Source organism: Winogradskyella sp. 266wxhm, assembly GCF_058964685.1.
In genome coordinates, this window is sequence record NZ_CM179559.1 from 2,925,803 (window position 1) to 2,951,563 (window position 25,761).

General features: G+C 32.1%; 24 protein-coding genes. 22 read left to right on the forward strand and 2 right to left on the reverse strand.

Annotated features, from left to right (window positions below; translation table 11 throughout):
* Positions 1-14 precede the first annotated feature (14 nt).
* The 3 genes from recR to AC2H4K_RS13160 all read left to right on the forward strand — a co-directional run bounded on the left by recR (position 15) and on the right by AC2H4K_RS13160 (position 3,214).
* A complete protein-coding gene (recR, locus tag AC2H4K_RS13150) occupies positions 15-632 on the forward strand; it encodes a recombination mediator RecR (protein ID WP_281140094.1) in 618 nt (205 codons plus the stop codon).
* 7 nt (positions 633-639) lie between these two features.
* Positions 640-1,740 carry a glycosyltransferase family 2 protein gene (locus AC2H4K_RS13155; protein WP_281140093.1) on the forward strand — a complete coding sequence of 367 codons (1,101 nt, stop codon included), beginning with the start codon at positions 640-642 and terminating at the stop codon, positions 1,738-1,740.
* A gap of 91 nt (positions 1,741-1,831) precedes the next feature.
* Entirely contained in the window at positions 1,832-3,214 is a 1,383-nt protein-coding gene (locus tag AC2H4K_RS13160) for a dihydrolipoamide acetyltransferase family protein (protein WP_281140092.1), read from the forward strand.
* Positions 3,215-3,309: 95 nt separating this feature from the next.
* On the opposite strand, the gene AC2H4K_RS13165 is transcribed toward AC2H4K_RS13160, so the two are convergent.
* A complete protein-coding gene (locus AC2H4K_RS13165; protein WP_281140091.1) occupies positions 3,310-3,963 on the reverse strand; it encodes an ATP-binding cassette domain-containing protein in 654 nt (217 codons plus the stop codon).
* A 432-nt stretch (positions 3,964-4,395) separates the two neighbouring features.
* On the opposite strand from AC2H4K_RS13165, the gene AC2H4K_RS13170 reads away from it, so the two are divergent.
* The 10 genes from AC2H4K_RS13170 to AC2H4K_RS13215 all read left to right on the forward strand — a co-directional run bounded on the left by AC2H4K_RS13170 (position 4,396) and on the right by AC2H4K_RS13215 (position 11,643).
* Positions 4,396-5,172: a 3'-5' exonuclease gene (locus tag AC2H4K_RS13170; protein ID WP_281140090.1), complete on the forward strand. Its 777-nt coding sequence runs from the start codon at positions 4,396-4,398 to the stop codon at positions 5,170-5,172.
* Between the two features lie 111 nt (positions 5,173-5,283).
* The gene (locus AC2H4K_RS13175; protein ID WP_281140089.1) at positions 5,284-5,895 is read left to right on the forward strand and encodes a fumarylacetoacetate hydrolase family protein; all 612 of its coding nucleotides are present in this window, start codon (positions 5,284-5,286) and stop codon (positions 5,893-5,895) included.
* A complete protein-coding gene (locus tag AC2H4K_RS13180) occupies positions 5,896-6,237 on the forward strand; it encodes an Hpt domain-containing protein (protein WP_281140088.1) in 342 nt (113 codons plus the stop codon).
* Positions 6,237-7,481 (forward strand): competence/damage-inducible protein A, encoded by a 1,245-nt coding sequence (locus AC2H4K_RS13185; protein ID WP_281140087.1) that lies wholly within the window; start codon positions 6,237-6,239, stop codon positions 7,479-7,481. The genes AC2H4K_RS13180 and AC2H4K_RS13185 overlap by 1 nt, the downstream gene beginning before the upstream one ends.
* Positions 7,482-7,560: 79 nt before the next feature.
* On the forward strand, positions 7,561-7,797 hold the full coding sequence (gene rpmB / locus AC2H4K_RS13190; RefSeq protein ID WP_281140086.1) for a 50S ribosomal protein L28: 237 nt from the start codon (positions 7,561-7,563) through the stop codon (positions 7,795-7,797).
* Positions 7,798-7,823: 26 nt separating this feature from the next.
* Positions 7,824-8,006 (forward strand): 50S ribosomal protein L33, encoded by a 183-nt coding sequence (gene rpmG, locus AC2H4K_RS13195; RefSeq protein ID WP_076616981.1) that lies wholly within the window; start codon positions 7,824-7,826, stop codon positions 8,004-8,006.
* 8 nt (positions 8,007-8,014) lie between these two features.
* Positions 8,015-8,167: a DUF4295 domain-containing protein gene (locus tag AC2H4K_RS13200; protein ID WP_076616978.1), complete on the forward strand. Its 153-nt coding sequence runs from the start codon at positions 8,015-8,017 to the stop codon at positions 8,165-8,167.
* A 141-nt stretch (positions 8,168-8,308) separates the two neighbouring features.
* A complete protein-coding gene (ftsY, locus tag AC2H4K_RS13205; RefSeq protein WP_281140085.1) occupies positions 8,309-9,283 on the forward strand; it encodes a signal recognition particle-docking protein FtsY in 975 nt (324 codons plus the stop codon).
* A 29-nt stretch (positions 9,284-9,312) separates the two neighbouring features.
* The gene (locus tag AC2H4K_RS13210) at positions 9,313-9,945 is read left to right on the forward strand and encodes a hypothetical protein (protein ID WP_281140084.1); all 633 of its coding nucleotides are present in this window, start codon (positions 9,313-9,315) and stop codon (positions 9,943-9,945) included.
* A 33-nt stretch (positions 9,946-9,978) separates the two neighbouring features.
* Positions 9,979-11,643, forward strand: a complete 1,665-nt coding sequence (locus AC2H4K_RS13215; protein ID WP_281140083.1) for an amidase family protein — start codon at positions 9,979-9,981, stop codon at positions 11,641-11,643.
* Here the strand turns inward: AC2H4K_RS13215 and AC2H4K_RS13220 are convergent.
* A complete protein-coding gene (locus AC2H4K_RS13220; protein WP_281140082.1) occupies positions 11,640-12,719 on the reverse strand; it encodes a serine hydrolase domain-containing protein in 1,080 nt (359 codons plus the stop codon). The two genes, AC2H4K_RS13215 and AC2H4K_RS13220, sit on opposite strands and share 4 nt — an antisense overlap.
* 85 nt (positions 12,720-12,804) lie before the next feature.
* Here AC2H4K_RS13220 and rimO point away from each other — a divergent pair, with 85 nt between their 5' ends.
* The 9 genes from rimO to AC2H4K_RS13265 all read left to right on the forward strand — a co-directional run bounded on the left by rimO (position 12,805) and on the right by AC2H4K_RS13265 (position 25,761).
* A complete protein-coding gene (rimO, locus tag AC2H4K_RS13225) occupies positions 12,805-14,109 on the forward strand; it encodes a 30S ribosomal protein S12 methylthiotransferase RimO (RefSeq protein ID WP_281140081.1) in 1,305 nt (434 codons plus the stop codon).
* A 202-nt stretch (positions 14,110-14,311) separates the two neighbouring features.
* Positions 14,312-16,498 carry a tetratricopeptide repeat protein gene (locus AC2H4K_RS13230; protein ID WP_281140080.1) on the forward strand — a complete coding sequence of 729 codons (2,187 nt, stop codon included), beginning with the start codon at positions 14,312-14,314 and terminating at the stop codon, positions 16,496-16,498.
* A complete protein-coding gene (locus AC2H4K_RS13235; RefSeq protein WP_281140079.1) occupies positions 16,498-17,235 on the forward strand; it encodes a LytR/AlgR family response regulator transcription factor in 738 nt (245 codons plus the stop codon). Before AC2H4K_RS13230 ends, AC2H4K_RS13235 begins: the two co-directional genes overlap by 1 nt.
* 224 nt (positions 17,236-17,459) lie before the next feature.
* The gene (locus tag AC2H4K_RS13240; protein WP_281140078.1) at positions 17,460-18,050 is read left to right on the forward strand and encodes a hypothetical protein; all 591 of its coding nucleotides are present in this window, start codon (positions 17,460-17,462) and stop codon (positions 18,048-18,050) included.
* A gap of 90 nt (positions 18,051-18,140) precedes the next feature.
* On the forward strand, positions 18,141-20,504 hold the full coding sequence (locus tag AC2H4K_RS13245; protein ID WP_281140077.1) for a leucine-rich repeat domain-containing protein: 2,364 nt from the start codon (positions 18,141-18,143) through the stop codon (positions 20,502-20,504).
* Between the two features lie 281 nt (positions 20,505-20,785).
* On the forward strand, positions 20,786-22,348 hold the full coding sequence (locus AC2H4K_RS13250; RefSeq protein ID WP_281140076.1) for a MutS-related protein: 1,563 nt from the start codon (positions 20,786-20,788) through the stop codon (positions 22,346-22,348).
* A gap of 61 nt (positions 22,349-22,409) precedes the next feature.
* Complete coding sequence (locus AC2H4K_RS13255) at positions 22,410-23,738, forward strand: gliding motility protein GldB-related protein (RefSeq protein ID WP_281140075.1); 1,329 nt, start codon at positions 22,410-22,412, stop codon at positions 23,736-23,738.
* Positions 23,735-24,988 (forward strand): erythromycin esterase family protein, encoded by a 1,254-nt coding sequence (locus tag AC2H4K_RS13260; protein ID WP_281140074.1) that lies wholly within the window; start codon positions 23,735-23,737, stop codon positions 24,986-24,988. The genes AC2H4K_RS13255 and AC2H4K_RS13260 overlap by 4 nt, the downstream gene beginning before the upstream one ends.
* A gap of 17 nt (positions 24,989-25,005) precedes the next feature.
* On the forward strand, positions 25,006-25,761 hold the full coding sequence (locus tag AC2H4K_RS13265) for a hypothetical protein (RefSeq protein ID WP_281140073.1): 756 nt from the start codon (positions 25,006-25,008) through the stop codon (positions 25,759-25,761).

A 25,761-nucleotide genomic window follows, 5' to 3' on the forward strand; every position in this document is an offset into this window, starting at 1 on the left:
GTACCTTCGCAACTATGGAATTTTCATCAAAACTTCTTGAAAATGCGGTTAACGAAATGTCACAATTACCAGGTATAGGTAAGCGTACCGCTTTGCGTTTGGTTCTGCATTTATTAAGGCAGCCACAGCAACAAACGTTACAATTATCAGAGGCATTATCTAAGGTGAGATCTGAGATTAATTTCTGCAAATCCTGTCATAATATTAGTGATAAACCACTTTGTGAAATTTGTGAAAACCCATTGCGAAACGATGAAATAATCTGTGTGGTAGAAGACATAAGAGATGTTATGGCAATTGAAAATACAAGCTCTTTCAAAGGGTTGTATCATGTTTTAGGCGGAAAAATATCACCTATGGATGGTATTGGTCCTCAGGATTTAAACATAGCAACGTTGGTAGAAAAAGTAAAATCGGGTAAGGTTAAAGAGTTGATTTTTGCCATGAGTCCAACGATGGAAGGCGACACAACTAACTTCTATATTTTTAGACAAATTCAAGATTTTAATGTTTCAACATCTACTATTGCTCGTGGTGTTGCTGCTGGAAATGAATTAGAGTATACCGATGAAATTACTTTGGGACGAAGTATTATTGATAGAGTTCCTTTTGAAGCATCCTTAAAATCATAGGGCAAACATGAAGCTCTCAGTTGTTATCCTTAATTATAATGTGCGTTATTTTTTAGAATTGTGTCTAAAAAGTGTTGAAGCTGCCATTGAAGATATTGAAGCGGAAATTATTGTAGTAGATAATGATTCGTCTGATGATAGCTGTACAATGGTGAAGGAACTATTTCCTAATGTAATTCTAATCGAAAATAAGAATAACTATGGGTTTTCGAAAGGAAATAACATTGGTGTCGCAAAAGCAAAAGGTGAGTATATATGCATTTTAAATCCTGATACGGTAGTTGCAGAAGATACCTTTTCTCGAATTTTAAACTTTACCAAAACAGAAGATAATCTAGGAATTGTTGGTTGCCAACTTATAGATGGATCTGGGCATTTTTTACCAGAAAGTAAGCGTAATGTTCCTAAGCCTAAAGTCGCTTTAAAAAAACTCTTAGGTAATTCCAATGGCTACTACGCCAATCATTTCGAAACGAATTCAATAGGTGAAGTTGATATTCTCGTTGGTGCTTTTATGTTGGTGAAAAAGAAAGTATATGATATTGTAGGAGGTTTTGATGAGGATTATTTTATGTATGGTGAGGATATTGATTTATCATATAAAATTTTAAAAGTAGGTTACCAGAATTTTTATTTTGGACAAACAACTGTAATTCATTTTAAAGGTGAAAGCACATTAAAAGATGCAAATTATGCCAAACGTTTTTATGGTGCTATGCAGATATTTTATAAGAAGCATTTTAAACAAAATATTGTTTTTAACGCTATAGTTTGGTTGAGTATTAAGTTGGCACGTGGCTTAAGTAGTGTGCCTAAAACAGCTAAGAAAAATTACCTAAAAACAATTGTTTTTTCAGATAGGTCAGATGAAACTTTAAAACACATATTGCCTCAACCTGTTGAGCTGTTAAAGGAAATTGAGGCTGATTTAGATCCTAATACACTTGTTTTGTATGATTTTAACTTGTTGAAAGCTAAGGTTGTTATTACTGATATGAAGAAAAAATCGCAACAAGAAACTATAGGCTTTAGATTATTACCGAAAAACAGTAACTTTATCCTCGGAAGTGATAGTGCGGTGGATAGAGGTGAAGTTATCCACTTCTAAAAAATGGTTTGTTGAATAAAAATCAATAAAATATCTGTTTTTTTATTAATTTTGCACTCGATTAGCGAATAAAGACCTTCAAATTATATATATGGCAAAGTTTGAACTTAAGTTACCTAAAATGGGAGAAAGTGTTGCGGAAGCAACCATAACATCATGGCTTAAAGAAGTTGGAGATACCATAGAAGCTGATGAAGCCGTTTTAGAGATTGCAACAGATAAAGTAGATAGCGAAGTACCAAGTGAGGTAGATGGTGTTTTGGTAGAAAAACTATTCAATGTAGATGATGTCGTTCAAGTTGGGCAAACTATTGCTATAATAGAAACAGAAGGAGCAGATACGCAACAAGAGTCAGCGCCAGCAGTTGTAGAGCCTGTTTCTGAGCCAGAACAATCTAAAGAAGTAGCAGAGGTTGCTCAAACAGTCGTGGCTGCAAAAGAATCAGTAGAGCCTGTGATATCTTCGGGTGATCGTTTTTACTCACCGTTGGTTAAAAATATTGCGAAACAAGAAGGAATTTCACAAAATGAGCTCGACGCTATTCCTGGTACAGGAAAAGATAATCGTGTTACTAAAAACGATATTAAAGCTTATTTAGAATCTAGAAGTAATGGTGCTGTAGTACAACAGCCAGAAGCACCAAAAGTTGAAACCCCTAAGCAACAACCTGTAGTTGAGAAAAAAGTTGAAACTCCAGTTGCGGCTCCTAAGACAGAAAAGCCTAAGGAAGAAAAACCAAAAGAGCAAGAAATAAAAGTATCTGGAGGTGACGAAATCATTGAGATGACACGTATGGGCAAGCTTATTGCTAAGCATATGGTAGATTCTGTTCAGACTTCGGCTCACGTACAATCATTTATAGAGGCTGATGTTACTCATATATGGAATTGGAGAAAACGTGTAAAAGATGAGTTTAAAAAACGTGAAGGTGAAAACTTAACCTTCACTCCGATTTTTATGGAAGCTGTAGCCAAAGCTTTAAAGGATTTCCCTTTAATGAATATCTCGGTACAAGGCGATAAAATTATAAAGAGAAAATCTATAAATCTTGGTATGGCGGCTGCATTGCCAGATGGAAATTTAATTGTGCCTGTAATTAAAAATGCAGACGAATTGAATTTGTTTGGTATGGCTAAGCGTGTTAATGACTTGGCAAACCGAGCTAGGGAGAACAAACTTACTCCAGATGATATACAAGGTGGTACATACACAGTAACCAATGTAGGAACTTTTGGTAGTATTATGGGAACACCAATAATAAACCAACCGCAAGTGGGAATTTTAGCATTAGGAGCTATAAGAAAAGTGCCTGCGGTAATAGAAGGTCCTGAAGGGGATTATGTAGGTATACGTTACAAAATGTTCTTATCGCATTCATACGATCATAGGGTGGTAAATGGTGCCTTAGGCGGACAGTTTGTAAAAGCTGTTAAAGATTACTTAGAAGCTTGGGACGAAAAACGTGAGATATAAATTAATATGTCATTCTGAGCGATAGCGAAGAATCTTATTATAAAATAGAAAGCACAGTTTTTAAAACTGTGCTTTTTTGTTGAGGTAAACTTAGGTTAAGCAGGTATATAACCTAACTCACTCAATTCGTTTTTATCAATTGTTTTTAGGTAACCTCTATCTAAGTAAACTAAATTATCAGCAAGTTTTATGATATTAGTGTAGTCATGATCTGTAATTATAAATCCTTTAGAAGTTTTATTTTTATTAATGTAATCAATAATATAGTCTCTCATAATAGGACTCAAGCCATTAAAAGGTTCATCTAATAAAATATATTTTGCTTGTGAATGTATTATTAAAAGAATTTCAATTATTCTTTTTTCTCCACCAGAAAGGTGTTGGTTTTTCTTCCTTAATAGTGGTCTTACATATTCATTTTCTAATACAATTTTTCTACTCTTTTTATCAAGAAATAAACTTATAAGTGTTTTAATAGACGTATTATTTGGTAGAAAGTTTTCTTGTGGCAAGTAATTGATTAAATACCTTCTATCTGTCACATTTTTTATAATTTTATTATTTGCTCTTATGAACTTAAAATCGGATTTCTCGGTGCCAAAGATAATCTTTAAAAGTGTAGATTTACCTGAACCATTTCTTCCTATTAAACCTTTAACTTCTCCAGGTTTACAATTTAAATAAACGTCACTTAATACAACTTTTCCGCTGTACGACTTTGTGACGCTGTCTATGTGTAGCTCACTCATACTAATACTAAGATCAAAAAGTTAATTGTTCCCGTAAAAAGAGTTGAGAGCCAGAGCCTATTTCTGCTTATACCTAAATTGTAATAATAATAGTATTCAGATTTATCTTTTATGTCATAGAAAAAATAATGTAATAAAGGTAGGATTGTAAAAAAGCTAATCCCAATAACATTTAATTTAAGTCCGAATATTATACCAATGATAATTGAAATAAAATATGCGAGAAATATTATTTTTTTCTGAAATAAAAATATGGTTTTCAATAGCTTCATACGAGATTATCTAAAATTACAGAAATTAGTTTTGTATCATGCTTATTTTTCTGTAAAACCTTAACTTATATAAATGAATATTACTTATAGTTATCCTTTTGCTTTACATACAACGTCATTTTAGGATTTCTAAGTATCTTTGATTTTCAAAATCAAAATAATGCAACTCAATCTCACTAAGCCCATTTGTTTTTTCGATTTAGAAACTACAGGTGTGAATATATCCAATGATAGAATAGTAGAAATTTCTGTTCTAAAAGTACATCCAGACGGAAAGGAAGAAAGTAAAACCTGGTTAGTAAATCCAGAAATGCCAATACCAGCAGAAGTTACAGCTATACACGGCATTTCTGATGCTGATGTGGCTGATAAACCAACGTTCAAAGAGCTTTCTAAAGAAATCTATAATATGATTAAGGACTCCGATTTAGGTGGCTTTAATTCTAACCGGTTTGATATTCCACTTCTAGCAGAAGAGATGCTACGTGCAGATGTAGATTTTGATATGAAAAACCGTGTAGCAGTAGATGTTCAGACTATTTTTCATAAAATGGAACAACGCACACTAAGTGCTGCATATAAATTTTACTGTGATAAAAATTTAGATGATGCCCATAGTGCAGAAGCAGATACCAGGGCAACTTATGAGGTGTTAAAAGCTCAGTTATCTAGATACGATGAGTTAGAAAATGATACTAAATTTTTGGCAGAATTTAGTTCTAGAAAAAAGTTCGCTGATTTTGCTGGATTTATCATTTTTAATAAAAAAGGTGAAGAATGTTTCTCTTTTGGAAAACATAAAAACAAAAGAGTAGTAGATGTTTTAGAGCAAGAGCCAGGTTATTTTGGTTGGTTGCTTAATGCAGACTTTCCGTTATACACCAAGAAAATATTAACAGCTATAAAATTAAGACAGTTTAATAATAAATTGAGTTAATAATAAAGTGTCACATAGAACTTGTCGAAGTGTAGATTTTTTCTAATTATATCTTGATAATTAACTAAAAAAAGATTCCGTATCAAGTACGGAATGACAAACAAACCATGAATGAAACTCATCTGCATAGGTCGTAATTACACCGACCATATCAAAGAACTAGAAAACGAAAAACCAACAGATCCAGTTGTGTTTTTAAAACCAGATACAGCTATTTTATTAAGTAAGCAACCTTTTTTTATTCCAGACTTTTCAGATGAAGTACATCATGAAGTTGAAGTTTTGGTAAAAATCAAAAAAGTAGGAAAATACATTGACCGAAAGTTTGCTCACAAGTATTATGATGAAATAGGGCTTGGTATAGACTTTACAGCCAGAGATCTTCAAGCACAATTAAAATCTAAAGGATTGCCATGGGAAAAGGCTAAATCTTTTGATGGAGCTGCCGTGATAGGAAAGTGGTTGCCAAAAACTAAATTTAAGGATGTTAATACTATGAACTTCAGTTTAGAACGCAATGGAGAAGCGGTTCAAAAAGGAAATACGGAGTTAATGTTGTGGAAAATAGATGAATTAATAGAATATGTGTCAAAATATTTTACTTTAAAAATTGGAGATGTTATCTTTACGGGCACACCAGCAGGAGTTGGTAAAGTTTTTGCAAACGATGAACTAAAAGGATATCTTGAAGACCAAGAAATGTTTTCAATAAAAATAAAATAAATGCCACAACATTATAAATTAGATAGAGTAAGAGAAATGGCTGATAACGATGAAGATTTCGTTGCAGCTTTAGCAGCAGCTTTTTTAGAAGAAGTACCAGAGGATGCTCAAAGATTAAAAGTTGCAGTGCCTAATAAAGATTATCGTGAGACTTATCAAGCAGCTCATAAGATGAAGCCAACAATTGAGCTTTTTGACCTTGGAGTGTATGACCAACTTATAGAAGTACAAGATTGGGGTAAGTTTGAGCAACAAGATAAAAACGTAGAAAAGCAGTTGCAAGATGTTTTAAACGCTGTTGAAAACGCAACTAACGAAATAAAGTCTGATTTCGGTTTATAATGCAAGCAGAGATAATCACCATTGGAGATGAAATTCTAATTGGTCAGATTGTAGATACAAATTCCGCTTTCCTAGGTAAGGAGTTCAATAAAATTGGAGTTTCAGTTTATCAGATTACTTCTGTACAAGATGACAAAGCTCATATTCTAAAGGCTTTAAAAGAAGCAGAAGATAATGCAGATATCATTATAGTTACAGGAGGTCTGGGTCCTACTAAAGATGATATTACCAAGCATACTATTTGCGAATACTTTAATGATACTCTAGTTGAAGACAAAGCTGTTCTGGCAAATGTTGAACAGATATTCAGCAAATATAAAGCGCCACTTTTAACGGTGAATAAATATCAGGCTTTAGTGCCTTCTAAAGCTAAAGTTCTTATGAATCACTACGGAACGGCTCCAGGAATGTGGTTAGAAAAGAATGGTAAAGTGTTTGTATCATTACCAGGTGTACCATTCGAAATGAAGGCATTGATAAAAGACCAAGTCATTCCGCAACTTAGGGAAAAGTTTCACTTTCCATACATTAAGCACAAAACAATATTAACCTACGGATTAGGTGAAAGTGCTCTCGCAGACCGTATTGAAGCTTGGGAAGATGCTTTGCCAGCTTATATTAAATTGGCCTATTTACCAAATTTAGGACGAGTGAGACTGCGTTTGTCTGCCAAAGGAATGGATAAAAATATTATTGAGTCTGAAGTAGAACATCAGGTTCAGTTGTTATTGCCTCAAATAGAAGATGTCTTTGTTGGATTTGAAGAAGATAAATCCATAGAAGCTGTAATAGGTATGCAATTAACAGCTATGGAAAAAACGTTGGCTGTAGCAGAAAGTTGTACTGGTGGAACCATAGCACAGGCCATTACAGCAAATGCTGGAGCTTCAAAATATTTTAAAGGAAGTGTAGTAAGCTATGCTACAGAATCTAAGGTTGATATTTTAAATGTTCCAGAAGTAGCCATTGAAGACCATTCGGTTGTGAGTAAGGAAGTTGCTGAAGCTATGGCTAAGCAGGTTAGAGTATTGTTTAAAAGTGATTATGGAATTAGTACTACAGGAAATGCTGGTCCTTCAAAAGGAGATTCTGATGCTGAAGTAGGAACTGTTTGGATTGCAATAGCCACTAAAGACCATATTTATTCAGAGGTTTTTAACTTTGGAAACCATAGAGAAAAGGTAATTATGAGGGCTACAAACAAAGCCTTTGAAATGCTTCAAAAAGAAATTTTAAAAAAGTAGAGTTTTATGTTTGTTGAAATGTAAAGTTTTATTAAATTTGCACCCTGTTTTAAAATAACATACCTAAAGAAAGAAAACAATGTCAAGAGTTTGTGAACTTACTGGGAAAAAAGCGATGGTTGGAAACAACGTTTCTCACTCGATGAATAAAACGAAACGCAAGTTTAATGCAAATTTGATTAAAAAGCGTTTCTACATTCCTGAAGAAGATAAGTGGGTAACATTAAAAGTTTCTACATCTGCATTAAAGACTATCAATAAAATTGGTATTTCTGCTGCATTAAAAGAAGCTAGAGAAAAAGGATTTTATAAATAAAAGCATACGCTTAAAGTCAAGATAAAATGGCAAAGAAAGGAAATAGAATACAAGTTATCTTAGAGTGCACAGAGCACAAAGCTTCTGGTATGCCAGGAACTTCTAGATATATTACAACAAAAAACAAAAAGAATACGCCAGACCGTATGGAGATTAAGAAATTTAATCCTATCCTTAAGCGTATGACAGTTCATAAAGAAATTAAATAAGAGGAATCATGGCAAAGAAATCAGTAGCATCTTTACAGACAGGATCAAAGCGTTTGACAAAAGCTATTAAAATGGTGAAATCACCAAAAACTGGAGCTTACATGTTCGTAGAATCAGTAATGGCACCAGAATTTGTCAATGACTTTTTAGACAAAAAATAATACTTCGTATTTATTATAGATTTATAAAACTGCTTTCATTTGAAAGCAGTTTTTTTATATCTATATTTGATGACGTATGACAACTTTACAGCTAGTTAGAATAGGCAAGGTTGTTGCTATTAGCTAACCAAATACAATAGGATGAGTTTTTTTAAAAAAATATTTTCTTCTGAAAAAAAAGAAACATTAGATAAAGGACTTGAGAAGTCCAAAACATCTTTTTTTACCAAATTAAATAAAGCAGTTGCAGGAAAATCTAAAGTAGATGATGATGTTTTAGATAATCTTGAAGAAGTACTAGTAACTAGTGATGTAGGTGTTAATACAACCCTTAAAGTTATTGAGCGTATTGAAGAACGTGTGGCTAAGGATAAATACTTAGGAACGTCTGAATTAAACCAAATTTTAAGAGAGGAAATAGCAGGATTATTATCGGAAACAAATTCTGGTGAAGAAACTGAATACACCATTCCAGAATTACCTAAGCAGGATGATGGTAAAAAGACGCCTTATGTACTTATGGTTGTTGGTGTCAATGGTGTTGGTAAGACAACAACAATTGGTAAACTAGCCTATCAATTCAAGAAAAAAGGATTAAAAGTTGTTCTTGGTGCAGCCGATACTTTTAGAGCTGCGGCGATAGATCAATTACAAGTTTGGGCAGATAGAGTTGAGGTGCCTATGATACGACAAGAAATGGGAAGTGATCCGGCTTCTGTGGCTTTTGATGCCTTACAATCTGGTGTTAACCAAGATGCTGATGTTATTATTATTGATACAGCTGGTCGTTTACATAACAAAGTAAACTTAATGAATGAGCTTTCAAAAGTAAAGCGTGTGATGCAAAAAGTAGTTGGTGAAGCACCACATGATGTACTTTTAGTTTTAGATGGTTCTACAGGGCAAAACGCTTTTGAGCAAGCTAAACAATTTACAGCCGCAACTGAAGTAACCTCTTTGGCAGTAACCAAATTAGATGGTACAGCAAAAGGAGGAGTGGTTATAGGAATCAGTGATCAATTCCAAATTCCTGTAAAATATATAGGAGTTGGTGAAGGTATAGAAGACCTACAGGTATTCAATAAATATGAATTTGTGGATTCCTTTTTTAAATAACAAATTCCTGTGTATACAGGAATCTTATAATGAATTTTTATTCACTTTTTAATATAGAGCATTTATCTAATCTTAATGTTCCTAGTGCTGAAAAAATAGAAAGCATCCTCAATGAATTACTCACGCCAAAACTAAATCAATTAGGTTTAAGTAATTCTGCTAAAAAATACATTTGGCAGAGTGATTATAATTCAAATGGTATAAAAAGTATCGTTCGGTTTTCATATAGAGGAACGCGAGGAAATCTATTTGTAGGTACTAATTGTAAGTTTGTCCCATCCATTACAAAAAACAATGATTTGGTTTATTACAACGATAAGCTACATGTTTTTGAAAATAGTACTTTTTTTGATGAAAGGAGTTCGATTTCTCTCTGGAATGATAGTTTTTTTAGAAAATCATTGAAGAAATATTTAGATAATAATTTAAATAAAATTACTCACTTTATTGAAACCCTTAATTCTTTTGAAGAGAACATAAGTTTGCTTCAAAGGCAATTGAAAAGTGATAAGTTTCAATATAAAATGCAAAACCCTAGTCCAGCATTTGTTTTAATATACTTATATCAAAAAGTTGGTGATAATTGCAGCGCAAAAAAGATAAAAGATGAACTCATTTTGAGTAATCCTGATTATAAAAGTTTTTTTAGTAAAACCGAATAGTAGCTTTTCGTATTTTTATAAAAAATACTAAACATGCGCCATACCTTCTTTCTTTTAATTTTTTTAGTAGTTCTTTCATGTAAGGATTCAAAATCAAGAGAAGCACGCGAACCGATTTCAAAATCAGAAACGGTTGAAAGTATGAAAACTGTAGATTCTGGATTAGATGCAATTTCTACTAAAGATTTTACAGATTTTAAGATTTTAGATTCTAAAAACTTAACTAAAGCAGAAATTTGGGAAACTATTAACCCTCAAATGGAAGACTTTACTGAGAACGACTACAATAGATTAAAGCCTTTTATTTTAGAAAAATCAATCACAGAACTTCAAGAGAATAAATCTGCAGGAAAGTTTAGTTATGAAGAATTAGTTAAGTTTTATCTCTATCGTATTAGAAAATTTGATAGAGAAAACAAACTGTCTTTAAATGCTGTGATTTCTATTAATTCAAAAGTTATTGAACAAGCTAAGATAGCAGACAAAACTAATTTTATTCAAGCTCCGCATCCTATTTTTGGGATGCCAATCCTCTTAAAAGATAATATCAATGCTTCGGATATGGTAACAACAGCAGGAGCTGTCGCATTAAAAAATAATATTACAAACGATGCTTTTATTGTCAATCAATTAAAATCAAAAGGGGCTTTAATTTTAGGTAAAGCTAACCTGAGTGAGTGGGCTTACTTTTTTTGTAATGATTGTCCTAGTGGATATTCTGCAATTGGTGGACAAACTTTAAATCCTTACGGAAGAGGAACTTTTGATACAGGTGGCTCTAGTTCTGGAAGTGGAGTCGCAACTTCAGCTAATTTTGCTGCAGCTACCATTGGTAGTGAAACTGCTGGTTCAATTTTATCTCCAGCAAGTCAGAATTCTGTTGTGGGTTTAAAACCAACAATTGGTTTGGTTAGTCGAAGTGGTATAGTGCCAATTTCTTCAACCTTAGATACAGCAGGTCCAATCACAAGAACAGTTTTGGATAATGCTATCGTTTTAGACGCTATACACGGTTATGATTCCTCAGATTCAAAGTCTTTAAATACAAGTAAAGCATCTTATTTTAACTTTTCAAAGGAGAAGGGACTTCAAGGAAAACGTTTTGGTGCACCTAAGCGTTTATTGGAGGATACATTATATACCAAGGCTCTGAATGTTTTAAAAAATCAAGGGGCAACTATAGTTGAAATAGAGGAGGAAAAACTCGGTTTACCTAATTTTTTAAGATTACTTAATATCGATATGAAGAAAGATTTACCAGAGTATTTTTCTAGAGCAGCGAATAGTAATCTAAAAATGAAATCCGTAGATGATGTTATTGCATTCAATAAACAGGATTCTGTAAATAGAATGCCTTATGGACAAAGTTTGTTTCATGGAATAGCCAATGATAAAGGTGATAGTAATTATTTAGAAGCCATAAAAGACACCTTAAAAACTAACGGTATGGCTTATTTTAATAAACCAATGAACGCTTATAATTTAGATGGTTTCCTCTCTATTAATAACTACCATGCTGCGTTTGCTGCTGTTGCCGAGTTTCCAGCACTAACCGTGCCTATGGGTTATACAAAAGGGGGTGAACCGAAAGGGCTTACATTTATAGCGAGACCTTTACAAGAAAAACAATTGTTAGAATGGGCTTATAATTACGAACAAGCTTCTAAAGCTAGATTAGCACCAAAGAATTATAACTAATTAATTAAAGCATCAATTTTCTCCCATAAATCATTGTCAAAACTAGAAAGTGCAAAATTTTCACCTTCAGCAGATTCTCCCATACGTATCACAACTAGTTTTTTACTTGGTACTACATAAACTTTCTGGTCGTTTTTACCCAATCCAGAAAACATATCGTCTGGTGCATTCGGAATCAATTCGCCAGGAAAAGAAAATTGACTTTGTGGCAAGTGATAAGACGATTTTCCATTAAGCCACCAAAGATAACCGTAAGCTAAATTGATATCTTGAGAAGTATTTGTACCTTCATTAAGGTAAGCTTCATTTATGATTTCTTGATTTTCCCACATCCCATTGGCATAGATCATTAAACCAAATCTTGCCATACTCCTAGTGTTACTCCAATAAACATTCAAATTATCTAGGTTTATCCAATTGCCATTCATCCCTAAAGGTTCTTTTAATTTGGTGTTGAAATAACTGTTCCAAGTTTCATTTGTAGCTTCAGAGACGACATCTTGTATTTTTACATAAACATTATGATAAGCCCAACGTGTTCCTGCATCTGCCACATAATTTAGATTTGAAGGAGAAACATCATCACCTGCTTCATCATCAAGGCCACTGGTCATAGATAATAAGTGTTTACAGGTAATTAAATTTTCTTTTTCTAATGGTGCGCTTGTCCAGCCAGTTCCTAAGTAATCAGAAACTTTATTGTTTATGTTAAGGTAACCTTCCTGTTCGGCAATACCTGTAACAGTTGCAGAAAGCGTTTTACCTGCACTAGCCCAATACCAAATAGAACTGCTACTGTGGCCATTCATATATTCTTCAACAACAATTTTACCATCATGGAGTATTATAAAACCCTTGGTGTTCTTTTCTTCTAAAAAATTCAGTAAAGGTTGCAATTGATCGCTGTTCCAGTTTAATTCAGAAATAGACTTAGTTTCCCATGTGTCAGAATCATTGGGAGGAAAGTAAATGTCTTCATTTTGAGGATCCGGATTACTAGGAGCATCACTATCGTCTGAACATGAGAATAGAATCCAAAAACTAAGTAGTGTTAGGGCTAGTGGTAAAGATTTCATGGTTAAGTTTTTATATAAGACACATAAATATACTAAAAGGTTTAATTTACGTTGTATCTTTGCAAACTGATTTTTACAAAAAAGCATGAGAACTAAAACGCTAAAGAAGAATAGAATTAATGTTGTAACTCTTGGTTGTAGCAAAAATGTGTACGATAGTGAAGTGTTGATGGGGCAACTTAAAGCTAGTGGTAAGGACGTTGTACATGAGCAAGAAGGCAATGTTGTAGTTATAAACACCTGTGGTTTTATTAATAATGCAAAGGAAGAAAGCGTGAATACAATTCTGGAATTCATGCAGAAAAAAGAGGCTGGTGAAGTAGATAAAGTGTTCGTAACAGGATGTTTGAGTGAGCGTTATAAGCCAGATTTAGAAAAGGAAATTCCAAACGTAGATCAGTATTTTGGTACTACGGAATTACCAGGATTGCTTAAGGCATTAGGAGCAGATTATAAACATGAATTGATAGGCGAGCGTCTAACGACGACACCAAAAAACTATGCCTATTTAAAAATTGCGGAAGGTTGTGACAGACCTTGTAGTTTTTGTGCCATTCCGTTAATGCGAGGTAAGCATAAAAGTACACCTATTGAAGATTTGGTTGTTGAAGCTGAAAAATTAGCGGCATCTGGTGTTAAGGAGTTGATTCTTATTGCTCAAGATTTAACCTATTATGGTCTCGATTTATATAAAAAGCGAAACCTTGCAGAATTACTTGAAAACCTAGTAAAAGTTGAAGGTATAGAATGGATTCGTTTGCATTATGCATTTCCAACAGGTTTCCCAATGGATGTGTTAGATATTATGAAACGAGAGCCTAAGATTTGTAATTATTTAGACATTCCTTTGCAACATATATCCGATGCTATTTTAAAAAGTATGCGTCGTGGTACCACACAGGCAAAAACAACAAAACTTTTGGAAGACTTTAGAGTTAAAGTTCCAGAAATGACTATTAGAACTACCTTGATTGTTGGTTATCCTGGGGAAACAGAAGAAGATTTTCAAACCTTGAAACAATGGGTAAAACACATGCGTTTTGAACGTTTAGGTTGTTTTACTTATTCACACGAAGAAAACACACATGCCTACAACCTTGAAGATGATGTGCCAGAAGAGGTAAAACTTGAGCGTGCTAACGAGATTATGGAAATTCAATCTCAGATTTCTTGGGAACTTAATCAAGCTAAAATAGGGCAGGAGTTTAAAGTCGTAATTGACAGAAAAGAAGGTAATTACTTTGTGGGTCGTACAGAATTTGATTCGCCAGACGTTGATAATGAAGTGTTGATTGATGCTTCAAAATATTATTTAAAAACAGGAGAATTCACCACAATAAAAGTCATAGAAGCTGAAGACTTTGACCTTTACGGTGAGGTTGTTAAATAAATTAGCTTTCCTTTTCAATTTTATAAAAGAATCCATCATATTCGGAATTTAAAATACAAATATGGATTGATGCTACACGAATATAGCTTAAAACAAAACGAATATTTATTCTTGCAGTAAAGTTTTATGTAATAACATTAATTTGATTATTTATGCGTATTATTAATCAATCAATTAGCATAAACATCAAGTTGCTACCTTCATGAAAAGGAAATTAGTTGTTATTCTTCTCTGTTTTTCATTGTTACCATTTATTGGTTTATCTCAAAATGCAAAAATCGATAGCCTAGAAAATATCTTAATAACTCACAAGCAAAAAGATACCATAAGAGTAAATGCATTTGATGAGTTATCCTTTTTATATTATCGAAAGGATATAAAAAAGGCCAAGGAATATACTGATAAAGCAGAAGCTCTTTCCGAAGAATTAGGTTTTATAAAAGGCAAAGGTAATGCCTTATATATGCGTGGTGTTTTAGAGTTGACGCAATCTAATTTTGATTTATCAATAGAGTATTTTAAAAATGCAGCACAATTATTTACAGATAATGGATTTAAAAAGAATATAGCAGCTTGTTACAATGGGATAGGTGTGATTTATTTTCGACAAAGTGATTATTCTGATGCCTTGATATATTTTGAAAAAGCACTCAAGGCAGACGAAGATGTTGGTATAAAAAGAAATATACCTAACTATTTGACCAATATTGGAAATATAAATATGAAAATAGGCAAATATCCAGAAGCTATAGCTTATTACAAAAAGGCATTAAAACAATATAAAGAGGCAGATTATACACTAGGTATTTCTGCATGTCTAAAAAATATTGCATCTATTTACAATAAACAGGGCAATTATCCACTAGCATTAGAATATAACAGTGAAGCGCTATCATTAGCAGAGAAGATACAAGATTCATTAGGTATTTCCAATTCTTTAAACAATATGAGTCTCATATATAAAAACCAAAAAAAATATGATAAAGCTCTAGAATTACTAAATAAATCATTGGCAATTCACCAAAGCAGAAAAAATAATTCAGGAATTGCAGGAGTGAAAAATAATATTGCAGCTATTTATATGATAAAAGAAGAGTTTAATATAGCTGTAAAATTTTTAAATGAATCTTTAGAATTAAACAGAAAAACTGAAAGTAAATCCCAAATATCAGAATGTTTAAATAATCTAGGTGATTGTCATACATCTCTTAAAAACTACACAGGAGCTTTAAGATATTTTGAGGAAGCAAAAAAAATTAACATAACCATAGATAACCAAGAAGGATTAAGCTTTTCATATTTAGGATTGGCAGATTGCTATGTGGATCAAAAGAAGTACGACGAAGCCTTTCCGAATATTTTAAAAAGCTTGGAAATTTCAAATAGACTTGAACTTTTAGACTATCAAAGTAATGCCTATCAATTACTTACGGAAGTATATGAAAATAGAGGGGATTATGAAAAAGCACTAGAAAATCACCAAAAATTTAAAGTCCTTAATGATAGTCTTTTTAATAAAGAAAGTACAGAAAAAATTGCCCAATTAGAGTACGAATACAAATACAAACAAGCATTAGATTCTGCAAGTATTAGAGAATTAAAACTTACCAAAACTGTTATAAGTACATCTCAAGATTTACAAAAATCTAAGCGTAATCTGTTTTTAGGTGTTATTGGCTTTTTAATTACAATAATAATCTTGGGAGGAATCATTTTCTCTTTAAAGTTAAGGCACCAAAAAGCCAAAACTCAAAATATTGCCATCGAACAGAAGTTGTTGCGTTCGCAGATGACACCACATTTTATCTTTAATTCGCTTTCTGTTTTGCAAGGGATGATTCTAAATAAAGAAGATAAAAAATCAGTGTTTTATTTGTCCAAATTTTCAAAATTATTGCGATTAACTTTGGAAAACTCAAGGGACAAATTAGTCCCTCTCAACCAAGAATTGGAAGCCGTGAATAGTTATTTAGAACTTCAAAACCTAGAAGAGAGTGAATCTTATGATTATACAATTTTAGTAGATAAAACTATTGATGAAACATTGTATAAAATACCACCAATGCTTATTCAGCCCTTTATAGAAAATGCCATTGAGCATGCTTTTGAGGATAAAAAGGAGAATAGAAAAATTGATATTCAACTTAAATGTATAAATAACGAATTGATTTGTACTATTAAGGATAACGGTATTGGCATTGATGCACAAAACGGACATAAACGAAAAGATAAAAAGTCCTTAGCAACCACTATAACTTCTGAACGATTAAAGATGCTATCAAAAGATTTCAATATTGTGGGATCGGTAAAGATTGAAGATAGAAAGCTATATAACGAAGAAGGTACTTTAGTTACTTTAGTAATTCCTTATAAAAAAGAAGTAGCCTAATGCAATCAATTATAGTAGAAGATAAAGCCTATATAAGAAAAGGTTTGCTCAACCTTTTAAAACTTATAGATACAGATGTAAAAGTAGTTGGTGAATGCGAATCTGTCAGAGATGCGGTTGTCGTTGCAAATGCTTGTAAACCAGAGCTTATTTTTTTGGACATTAATTTAACCGATGGTAACGCCTTTGAGTTTTTAGAACAAACAAAGCACCTTAATTTCAAAGTAATTTTTATTACGGCTTACGAAGAATTTGCTTTAAAAGCTCTGAAAATGGGAGCTGTGGATTATCTACTTAAACCCGTTGATGTTGAAGAATTAAAGATAGCCTTAGATAAGGTTAAACAACTATCGGTAACAGAACAAAAAGAGCAAATCAACGTTGCTAAACAAGTATGGAATAATCAGGAAGATAAATTAATACTTTCGCTACAAGATAGTTTTCAGGTTGTTGACTTAAGTGAACTTATGTATTGTGAATCAGATAAAGGTTATACCACGTTTTATTGCAATGATGGTAAAAAGCACTTGGTTTCAAAAACGTTGAAAGAATTTGAAGAACGGCTTACTAAGGCCAATTTTATAAGACCGCATCAATCCTTTATGGTCAGTTTAAAGTTCATAGATAAATATGATAAGTCGGGTGTTATCCATTTAAAAAATGGAAAAAAGATTCCTGTCTCTTCCCGTAAAAAAGAACAGTTTGTCACAGCTTTTCTAAATCGAGATTCTAATTGAAATAATCGATCTTATTGAATATTTAGTTGAGTTTATAACGTCAGTTCGAGTGATTTTGAGACACGAAAAAATTGTACCGAGAACTTTTAGGTAAGTTAAATTCTCAGTTTTACGAATATTCTTTAAAGCATGACGCTTATTGATTAATAAGTGTTAGAAATAGTTTCGGTATTTCTTTCTTCATAATAGGGACATACATTTATTCTATTAAATCTAAAAATAGAATGAAACACAAAGCCCCAAAATTAAAGACTCTAAGTATAGTGGTCGTCGTGTTATTGCTCGTTTTGCAAATAACATCTTGCAGTAGCTCAACCAATAATCAACCTGCAACAGCAGAAGGTTTCCAGAATATTGAAAAAGCGCTAAAAGATCAATTTGGTAAGGATGCTTATTACACAGACCTTACTGTTACCTATAACAAATCTATTGGTAATATCGTGGGTGTTACTGTTACAGAAAATCCAGAATCTTTAAAAATGGGGCAATGGAATCTTACCCAAGATACTTGGCAACAAAATTCAGATATCACAATAGAAGTTCCTGCAGGAACTAAAGCATCAGATTATATGTTTCAGCTAGGTGAAGCTATAAGTCTTTCAAAATTAGGTGGATTGGTTGAACAATGCCTACAAAAATTAAAAGAGGAAAATAACCTTGAAAATCCAACTTTAAGTATCGCTGGTTTAAACTTCCCTGATAATGGAGATATCTCAAAAGCACAATATGTGATTAATCTTCAGCCAGAAAACGGAGGAACTACCTTTAGCTTTTATTACTCACTTTCTGGTGATTTAATTAAATCAGATTACTAAAACTATAAATCAAATTTACCATAACCTTAAATCTTTAATATTATGAAAAACTTTACACATTTTCACGAACACTTAAGTAATAGATGTTACATGAGTAAAAAACAAGTACTTATTTTTATGACTCTGTGTATATCTACAATAGGGCTTTCTCAAACTGTTGGTGATACGTTTGTCGACAATTTTATAACCTATGAAGTGACTTCTATTTCACCAAATACAGTAAGCGTTACTAATTATGACAATAACAATGCTGGTACTGATGCAGATATACCTGCTACAGTTACAAATAGCAGTTTAACTTATAGTGTTACTAGTATTAGTGATTTAGCTTTTGAATTTAATGGGCCAACAGCCTTACGATTAACAAGTGTTATTATTCCTAATAGCATTACATCCATTGGAAATAATGCTTTTAGTGCTCAAAATTTATCAAATGTTACGATACCAAGTAGTGTGGTAAGTATTGGAAATTCAGCTTTTGTGAACAATGATTTAACCAGCATTACTCTTGAAATGGGTTTGGTAAGTATTGGTGATAATGCTTTTCAAGGTAATCAAATAGTAGATGTTGTTATTCCAAATAGTGTTACTAGTATTGGTCAGTTTGCTTTTTCAGGTAACCAATTAACTAGTGTGACACTTTCAAATAGCTTAACTACTATAGAATGGGGTACCTTTTCAAGTAATCAATTACAAAGTGTCGTAATTCCTAATAGTGTAACAAGTATTGGTAATAGTGTGTTTAATAACAATCAAATTACAAGTCTTACATTATCTAATAGTTTATTAACTATCGGCAATGGTACTTTTAGAGGTAATAATCTAACTCATGTTACGATTCCAAGTAGTGTTACTGATATTGATTTTGCTGCTTTTAGAGACAATCCTTTAGCAACAGTGACATCGCAAGCGATAAATCCACCAACTATATATGTGCCTGGTATTAATGATTCATTTTGGAATCGTAGCGTTATTGACTTAACGATTCCAGCGGGAACTTCAGCTGCTTATGCAGCAGGCGGTTGGACTGGTTTTAACTCTGTGACTGAGGCTACAACACCTTCGGTAGGTGATACCTTTATTGTTGATTTTATAACTTATGAAGTTATGTCTTTAGCTCCTAATAATGTTAGAACTATAGATTATGACATTACTGGTGGTAGTACAGTTGATATACCAGATACTGTTACTCATACCGTAACCACATATAGTGTTACTAGTATTGGTCTTCAGGCATTTACTAATAAGGGTTTAACAAGCGTAACTATTGGTAATAATGTTACGGGAATCGGATTCAATGCATTCTTTCAAAATCAAATTTCTAATACTATTATTATACCAAATAGTGTTACAACTATTGAAGGTCGTGCTTTTGATGATAATTTAATTACGGATGTAATGATTGGTACTAGTGTAACAACAATAGAATTTGGTGCTTTTAGAAATAACCCATTATCTACTGTTACCTCATTAGCAGTTACACCTCCAACAATAATTACTGACCCAGGTGCTGTTGATTCTTTTAGTCATGATCGAAGTAATATTAATTTGGTTGTAACCAATAATACTACAGACGAATATGTTACAGATTCTGGAGCATTATGGACAGGATTTAAAATGGTTTTTGAGGCCACTTCACCAACCACAGTTGAAGTTTCAAATTACGACCCAGCTAATGGTACTAATGTGGTTATACCACCATCTGTTACAGCAGGTTCAAACGTATTTGATGTCGTTAAAATTGATGATTCATCATTTCAAAATATTGGATTAACGAGTGTTACTATTCCTAATAGTGTTACTGAAATTGGAATTTCAGCATTCGAATTAAATAACTTAACAAGTGTAACTATTCCAGATAGTGTTACACTTATTGGGACTACTGCATTTGCAACTAATTCTATATCAAATCTAACATTAGGAGCTAACCTAACTGATATTGGTATTGGAGCTTTTGTAGATAATAATTTATCTGATATTACCATTCCTAGTAATGTTACTTTTATAGGTCTGTTAGCCTTTGGTAATAATCCATTAGCTAGTGTAACCTCTCTTGCTACAACACCACCAACAATTACTACAGGGACTAATGATACATTTGCCTTTAATAGAAATAATATTCACTTACACATTCCAACAGGTACAATGGGAGCTTATGTTACCGATCCTGGTGCTTTATGGACAGGCTTTAATCCAGTAACCGAAGACGCTCTGAGTGTAGATGAATTTGACTTAGCAACTACTGTTAAAGTTATTACCGCTACAAATGCTGTGAGAATTATTTCAAACCAAAGTCTACAACTTCAAGATTATACAATGTATTCAATTTCAGGAATGGAAATAGTTAGAGGAAAAGAAAGTACTATACCTACAAGCAATTTTGCAAGTGGTATTTATATCCTAAGAATCAAATTTGATAGAGGAACTGTGGTTAAAAAATTTATTCTCAAATAATTGAAATTTATATTAAAACATAAGCTAGAATTGTTTCTAATAGTATTTTATTCAATTCTAGCTTTTTTGATTTTTGTTATTACTTAAAAATAAAAGGATTTAGAATAAAAATCTATCTTAAATTAGTAAAATGCTGAAATTCAATTCTAAATTTAGAAAATGTCTTGTAACATTTAATAGATAGACTGCACTTATATTTTATGGTAAAGGATATTTTATATCAAATTAAATTTTCGTTTTCAAAACTAAAATTTAATAGTAAAAAAGAAACAACTAATAAGTTGAAAGCATCATTCGGAAAGCTAAAGGATGATGCTTTTGACTTTGATTACATTCAAAAATATTTCAGGAATAAGGACCATTCAGAGGCTTTTCAAGTTTTATCTGATAAAACCTGTAATGATTTAGACTTTGAGGACTTATTCATTTTACTAGATCGCACGCATTCCAAAGTTGGTCAGCAATATCTTTATAATCAACTTCGTACAATAGTAGTAAATGAAAATAAAACTAGTTTAAACGAAGCGCTGATTAAAAAAATTACTGAGGATTCTGATTTTAGATTATCAGTTCAAAAAAGGCTTGATAAATTAAACCGGAAAGAAGCTTATTACATAAGTACACTTTTTCAAGAGGAACATCTACATCCTCCAAAATGGTTTTTCGTTATAAAATTATTGTCATTTACAAGTTTGATATCTTTGATATTAGCCTTTTTTAATCCCATATTTTTCATGGTATTATTGGCTGTGTTTTGCGTTAATTTTATACTTCATTATTGGAATAAAAAGAATATTGTGGAGTATGTTGGTTCTATTCCAGAACTTTTAAAACTCAATAGTGTAGCCTCTCATTTGTATGTTTATGACCAGTTTAAAAAGCTAAGTACAGATTTACCAAAGTCTATGGCAATTATCAATGAGGTTAAAAGTAGGATGCGATTTTTTCAATTAGAAGCCAAACTTCAAGGTGAATTGGAAATCATTCTATGGTTTGTGTTTGAGATTATTAAAACCATGTTTTTGTTAGAACCACTTTTGTTATTTGGTGTTCTCAAAAGATTAAACACTAAAAGAAATCACATAGATAATGTCTTTCAATTTGTAGGTCATATAGATATGTTGATTTCTATAGCTTCGTTAAGAGAAGGATTGAATGTTTATTGTTTACCAAATATTAATACAGAAAACCAAATAATAGCAAAAGAAATGAGTCATCCTTTGGTTTTTAATTGTGTAACTAATGATGTTCACCTATCTGAAAAATCTGTATTGTTAACAGGCTCTAATATGTCTGGTAAAACAACGTTTATAAGAGCATTAGGACTTAATATTATTACAGGATTAACGATTAATACCTGTTTTGCAAAAGCAATGACATTTCCATTGCTTAAAATATTTTCGGCAATTAGAATTAGTGATGATTTGCTTAATGATAAGAGCTATTATTTTGAGGAAGTTTTGACCATTAAAGAGCTATTGAGCATAAGTCAAGATGGAAACAACTTATTTTTATTAGACGAAATTTTTAAGGGAACGAATACTGTAGAGCGTATTGCAGCAGGTAAGTCTGTACTGTCAGCTTTGGCAAGAAACGGTAATAAGGTATTGGTGTCAACGCACGATATTGAATTGACAGATATGCTTTTAAATCAATATGATTTATATCATTTTAGCGAAACTGTTAATGAAAATACGGTTGGATTTGATTACAAGTTAAAAGAAGGTAAACTAAAAAATAGAAATGCTATTAAAATTCTTGAGATAAATGATTACCCGAAAGAAGTTATAGAGGAAGCTATGGAAATTTCTAAGGAAATGGATAAGATTTACATTATAAATTAACGATCCCTAAATAAGGCCTAATAACTATTTTGAATAAAGTTTAATGATTTAAAGATAATTTATGAGACAATTAATTATTCTTCTAGCAGTAAGTTTAATGATGTTATCAGCTTGCAAAAATTCTGAAAAGACAAATCAGAAAAACGGTAATGTTATCACAACAGACATTACTAACTTTTGGAATGCTTATGACAAAATCATCACAACCCAAGATTCTGTGTTGCAGTACAAATACCTAGATAGTTTGTATTTAGATAAAGGAACAGCTGGTTTAGAAGGGATGATTAATGCTAGAAGTTATACAGCAGCAGAATATATCAATGCGATTAATAATTATCCTGAATTTTGGAATTCAATAAGAGAAAATACATTACAAGCAAATAATGTCAGCTCGCAATTACAAGATGGCATTAGGAAACTCAAATTAATCTATCCAGAACTAAAACCAGCAAAAATCTATTTCTCTATTGGAGCTTTTCGTACACCTGGTACAACTATGGATAGTTTGGTACTTATTGGTTCTGAATTAGCCATGGCAGATGCTAATACTGTAACAAGTGAATTTCCTGAAAATCTAGCACATTTAAAAACTTATTTTTCTACAAATCCCAATGAAAACCTAGTGTTTTTAAATATCCACGAGTTTGTGCATACACAACAAAAGCCTAGGGTTTATAATTTATTATCTTCAGTTATTTACGAAGGCGTTGCCGAATTTGTGTCTGCAAAAACATTACATCAGTTGTCACCTAATCCACAAATTGAATTCGGAAAAAATAATGCAAAACGAATTAGAGAAGTCTTTGAAAACGAAATGTTTTACGTCGCAAATTTTGGCAAATGGTTAAATAGTAATGATACTAATGAGTTTGATATGCGAGATCTAGGTTACTATGTTGGCTATCAAATTTGTGAAAATTATTATAACCAGGCAGAAGATAAAAAAGTAGCTATCAAAACTATGATTGAATTGGATTACGAAAACGAATCAGAAATTGAGGAGTTTATCAAAAAATCTAATTATTTCTCAACGTCTTTAGAAGAGCTAGAACAAAATTTTGAAAGCAACCGTCCAACAGTTACAGGTGTTGAACAATTTGAGAATAAGAGTGACAATGTATCACCTAACCTCAAGGAGATTACCATATTTTTTTCTGAAGCCTTGGACGGTTATCGTACAAGTGTAGATTTGGGTGAATTAGGACGCGATGCATTTCCAAAAGGAACTTTAAATGGTAGAAAATGGGGTGAAGACAACAAATCTTGGACAATTCCCGTTGAATTAGAGCCTAACAAAACGTATCAAATATTTATTACTAATAATTTTAGAACAAGAGACAATAGACCTTTAAAGCCTTATTTAATAGAATTTAAGACAAAAAAACTATGAAACAATATTTGCTTTTAATGCTATTCGTATTGGTAACAAAGTTAAGTGTTGCGCAATGCCATACAGAATTAGAAAATTATACTACAGCATTTGATACCATTCAAGCCAAATCATTTTCCTTTTTAGATGATGCACTCAATGATATAAGAATTGTTGGCTATGGTGAAGATACTCATGGTACAGCTGAATTTACCTTACTTGCCAAAGAGTTAATGCAATACCTTAACGAAAAGCACGACTTTAAGACTCTAATTATAGAAACAGGTTTTGGTGAAGGGCTTTATCTCAACGATTATATACAAGGAAAAAGAGATGATTTAAAGTTTGTTTTGAAAAACATCAATTCAACTTGGCGCTATAAAACAAAAGAGTTTGAAATCTTAATGAATTGGTTAAGAGATTTTAACCATAAAAATGAAGATAAAATTTATATATATGGTTGTGAAATGCAATATGTGCGTTCTGAAATCGACCGAATCAAGGACTATTTAAAATCAGTCGAGTCCAGTTATAAAATCGAAGGGTTTGAAAAGTATGAGTTATGGAATAATTTTGATGAAAATGAAAAAACGGATCACTTCATTGCTTATGCGAAATTGAAAAAATATTTCATTGAGAATTCTGAAGTGTTTAAAAGTAAAACTTCCGAAGAAGAATTTAATATAGCTTATCATTTAGTTGAAATTTTAGGGCAGTTTGTAACTACCATAAATCAAAATAATGGGCAGCGAAAAGCAGATTTTCGGGATATTTATATGGGAGAAAATATCCTTTGGATTATGAATTTTTATGAACACAACAAAAAAGCAATGTATTGGGCTCATAATGCGCACGTAGGCGATTGGGTAGATAATGGTATAGTGGATGTAACAGGTCATCAATTAAGAAAGCTTTATGGTGAGTACTACTTTAATATTGCTACAGATTTTGGAACAGGAAATTTTATAGCATACCCTAATGATGCTAATAAAACAGGTAATTGGCGTTTTAAAACCTTTACAGTTGATAAAGTAGTTGAGAATACATTTACAGAATGTTTAAAAAACTACGGTAAACCAAATACATTTCTAAATTTTAGAGCAACAAGGACCAATGAAAAACTGGCTTACTATATCAATTCAGAACTAACGTCAATGAGTGGAGCAGGAGCACGAACAAGAAGCAGCGAGACAGAAACTAAAGTATTAGGAAGAGCTTTTGATGCGATAATTTATATTGATAAAACAAGCGAAATTACTTGGGCTGATTAATAATTAAATTTAAAGTCATGAAAAATATAGTTGTAATTCTATCTCTTATAATACTTGGTTGTAGCAATGTAGATAAAACTTCTAATGTAGAAAGTAATATAGTTAAAACAGGTTGGAATCAGCAAAAGAGAGAACAGTATCTAAATAATCGAAATGATTCTACAACTTGGGACAACGAAATGCTTAATAACGATAAACAATTAATTGGCATTAGTGAACTCGGTCCTTTTGAGCTTGGTGTTTTTCCGGTCCCTAAATATGAACTTTTAGGAGAAGGAAGTTTTAAAGGTTTAGGTAATACAAATGAAGACTTTAAAGCAGGAAATAAAACTGTTGTAATGAATAGCTTTTTTGTTGCGAAAAACGAAATAAACAAAGAAAGATTAGATGATAAAGGTAATGAAGTGTTTTTTCAACTTTTGGTGTTAACCGATACTTTAGATACTGAAAATTATAATTTAAATAAAAGTATAGCCATATCCAGGAATCATCCAGATTATGTTGGGCAAGGTTTTGTAAAGACGAAAAGTAATACTATAGATTACGTTGCTTTTGATACTGCTGAAGGTGAATCTTATGCTATTATAAATACCAGATTATTCAATCTTAATTTTGGAAAAACGATACTTATCGCACCTCAAAAAGATGGAACATTTCGATCGTTACAAGTTAAAAGTCCAGTTTTAACTTCCGAAACCATCATAGAATACACAGAATCTATTTTAGAAGAAGATACGATGCTTAAGTTCTTTAATGGCAAAGACGTTATTTAA